The organism is Lutispora sp. (assembly GCF_041687175.1).
Taxonomy (GTDB): domain Bacteria; phylum Bacillota; class Clostridia; order Lutisporales; family Lutisporaceae; genus Lutispora.
In genome coordinates, this window is sequence record NZ_JAWLCK010000194.1 from 1 (window position 1) to 3,494 (window position 3,494).

Sequence of the window (3,494 nt, forward strand, 5' to 3'; positions counted from 1 at the left end):
GAAATTGAAAATGTACTAGGTATACAATCCTATCCAATGAATTGGCCTGTGAGATTGGCAGGCAGTTTCTTAGGTATCTACGACAGGAAGATGATGCATATGGAGTTGTTCTCAGGAGGAAATCATGGTCAAAGTATAGTATCTTCGGTGAAAAGATCTGTTGAAGATTCAATATTTAGCGATTTACTAGGTCAGGAAGCACATAATAAGCTTATTGAAGACATAAGCCTATTAGATATGGCTGGAGATGAATTTGATATGAACAAAGTACTAAAGGGAGAGATGACCCCTATATTTTTTGGTAGTGCTATGACAAACTTCGGTGTGGAAAATTTCTTGCAGGAATTTTTGAGGATGAGTACGCCACCTCTTCCCAGAAAATCAGACATGGGAGAAATAGATCCAGAAAGTAATTTATTTTCAGGCTTTATTTTTAAAATACAGGCCAACATGAATCCTACACATAGAGATAGAATTGCTTTTATGAGGATTTGTTCCGGTAGATTTACAAAAGGTATGAATGTAAAGCATGTACAGGCAGGAAAACAGGTAAGGCTTACACAACCTCAGCAGTTTCTTGCACAGGATAGGGAGATTATTGAAGAAGCTTATGCTGGAGATATTATAGGAATATTTGACCCTGGCATATTTAAAATTGGAGATACTCTATGCGAAAAAGATTCTCAGTTTAAGTTTGATGGGATTCCTGTTTTTGCTCCTGAACATTTTGCTAGAGTATATATTAAGAACTCTTTGAAAAGGAAACAATTTATAAAGGGTATAGATCAGCTATCAGAGGAAGGTGCTATACAGGTTTTTCACGAGAAAGATTCCATGGCCCATGAACTGGTTGTTGGAGTTGTAGGAATACTTCAACTGGAAGTTCTGGAGTATAGACTGAAAAATGAATATGGCACGGATATAAATATTGAACATTTGCCGTTCAAGTATATCAGATGGGTGGTATCAGAAATCTTTGATCCTCAGAAGATTAGACTCACATTAGACACAAAGACATTATGGGATAAATACGATAATCCTGTTCTAGTATTTCAGAATGAATGGTCAATACGAACTGTTGAAGAAAGGAATAAGGATTTAATATTATCTGATATACCAAGCATCAGTTCTTGGAACTAAATGTTATTATTTTAACATTTCTATTGACTATTGCTTAGATTTTTTATACAATAAAGGAAACAGTTCTATTTTAAAGGGGAGTAGCGCCACGCTATGTTGCCAACAGTAACGGAAAAGGGTTATATCTTTTTCTGGCAACAGGATCCATATGGATGTGCAAGACCTTTAATATGCGTTCTATCAATGCATATTAAAGGTCTTTTTATATTATAACTATCAAGGGGGTTATTAATGAATACATAAATCATGGATTAATGCAGCGATAATAGATTATAATAGTAGTGTATGTTTATGGATGGAACTTATCTGAATAATTAGAAGAGGTGAATTAAATGTGGTTTTCAAAATCTCAAGATGAAGCTTTAAAAGAACTCAATGTAAACCCCTCAGTTGGTCTTACCAATGAAGAAGCGAAAGCAAGGCTTGAGAAGTATGGACAAAATAAACTTAAAGGAAAGAAAAAGAAGAGTGTAATTTCTCTATTTCTCGAACAATTAAAGGATATGTTGATATATGTTCTCCTTGGAGCGACAGTTATAACTATTGCAATAGGGGAGTATGTAGATGCCATAATAATCCTTCTAGTTGTTATTCTCAATGCAGTAATAGGGGTCGTGCAGGAATACAAAGCTGAAAAAGCTATCGAAGCGCTTCAGCAAATGACCACTCCCAAATCCCTGGTCAGAAGAGATGGAGAAGTAATTGAAATTAGTTCTGAGGAACTAGTGCCTGGAGATATTGTTATAATAGATGCTGGTAGATATATACCTGCAGATTTAAGACTAATAGATAGTGCAAACCTACAGATAGAGGAATCAGCACTAACAGGTGAATCTGTTCCTGTAAATAAAAATGCTAACGATATTCATGAAGATCCAAAGACACCAATTGGGGATAGATCAAATATGGCATTCATGTCTACGCTTGCTACATATGGCAGAGGTGAAGGTGTAGTAGTAGCTACGGCTATGGAAACAGAAATTGGCAAGATAGCAAAAATACTGGATGAAGATAATGAGGAAATGACACCTCTTCAAAAGAGGTTAGACGAACTAGGCAGAATCCTTGGGTTCTTAGCTATAGGTATTTGTGCTCTCATATTTGTAATTGCTTTATTCCAAAAAAGAGATCTGTTTGAGATGTTCCTAACTGCAATAAGCTTGGCAGTTGCAGCCATACCTGAAGGTTTAGCCGCTATAGTTGCTATAGTATTAGCTTTAGGTGTTACCAGAATGTCAAAAATAAATGCAATAGTTAAAAAGCTGCCAGCTGTTGAGACACTTGGTTCAGTAAATATAATTTGTTCTGATAAGACTGGTACACTTACACAAAATAAGATGACCGTTGTTAAATACTATACTCTTAACAATTTGAAGGATTTACCTGCTACAGAAACAAATCTTAGCGCTAACGAAGATGAAGCTCAAATGATAAAATCTTTTGTTTTGTGTTCTGATGCAACTTATGAGAATGGCCAAAGCACAGGAGATCCTACGGAAGTAGCCTTAGTGGTAATGGGTGATAAATTCAATCTTACTAAAAAGGATCTGAACGAAAAACATAAGAGAGTTGGCGAAAATCCATTTGACTCAGATAGAAAGCTGATGTCAACTTTAAATATAGAAGGAGATAAATACAGGGTTCATACTAAAGGTGCAATAGATAATATTTTAAAAATCTCTACCAGAGCTCTTGTAGATGGTAAAGTAGTTCCACTGACAGAAGAGATGAAGCAAAATTACCTAAGAGTTGCCGAAGAAATGTCAGACAATGCATTAAGGGTTCTTGGTGCTGCATATAAAGATGTAGACAATATAATAGAGCCTGAAGAAATGGAAAAAGACTTAGTTATTTTAGGATTTGTTGGAATGATAGATCCGCCAAGGCTTGAAGTTAAGGACTCAATAAAGGAAGCAAAACGAGCAGGAATAACCCCTGTTATGATTACTGGTGACCATAGAAATACTGCAGTAGCGATAGCAAGGGAACTTGGCATTGCAGAATCTTTAGATCAGAGTATTACAGGTGCTGAAATAGATAAATTGACAGATGAAGAGTTTTCAAAGAAGATTAATAACTACAGAGTCTTTGCCAGAGTATCTCCTGAGCATAAGGTAAAGATAGTCAGAGCCTTTAAAGCACACGGGAATATAGTATCAATGACAGGTGACGGCGTAAATGATGCACCATCGTTAAAATATGCAGATATAGGTGTTGCTATGGGCATCACTGGCACTGATGTTTCTAAAGGCGCCAGCGATATGATATTGACAGATGATAATTTTACAACTATAGTCCATGCAATTGAAGAGGGCAGAAACATCTATGCAAACATAAAAAAGGCTGTTATATTT

The 3,494-nt window shown here is 35.9% G+C and carries 2 protein-coding genes; both read left to right on the forward strand.

Annotated elements, in window-relative coordinates; all coding sequences use genetic code 11:
* Nucleotides 1-1,140, forward strand: a 1,140-nt coding sequence (locus ACESM9_RS15065) for an EF-Tu/IF-2/RF-3 family GTPase (RefSeq protein WP_373000585.1), incomplete at its 5' end; no start/stop codon positions are given.
* 332 nt (nucleotides 1,141-1,472) lie between these two features.
* Nucleotides 1,473-3,494, forward strand: a 2,022-nt coding sequence (locus ACESM9_RS15070; protein ID WP_373000587.1) for a cation-translocating P-type ATPase, incomplete at its 3' end; no start/stop codon positions are given.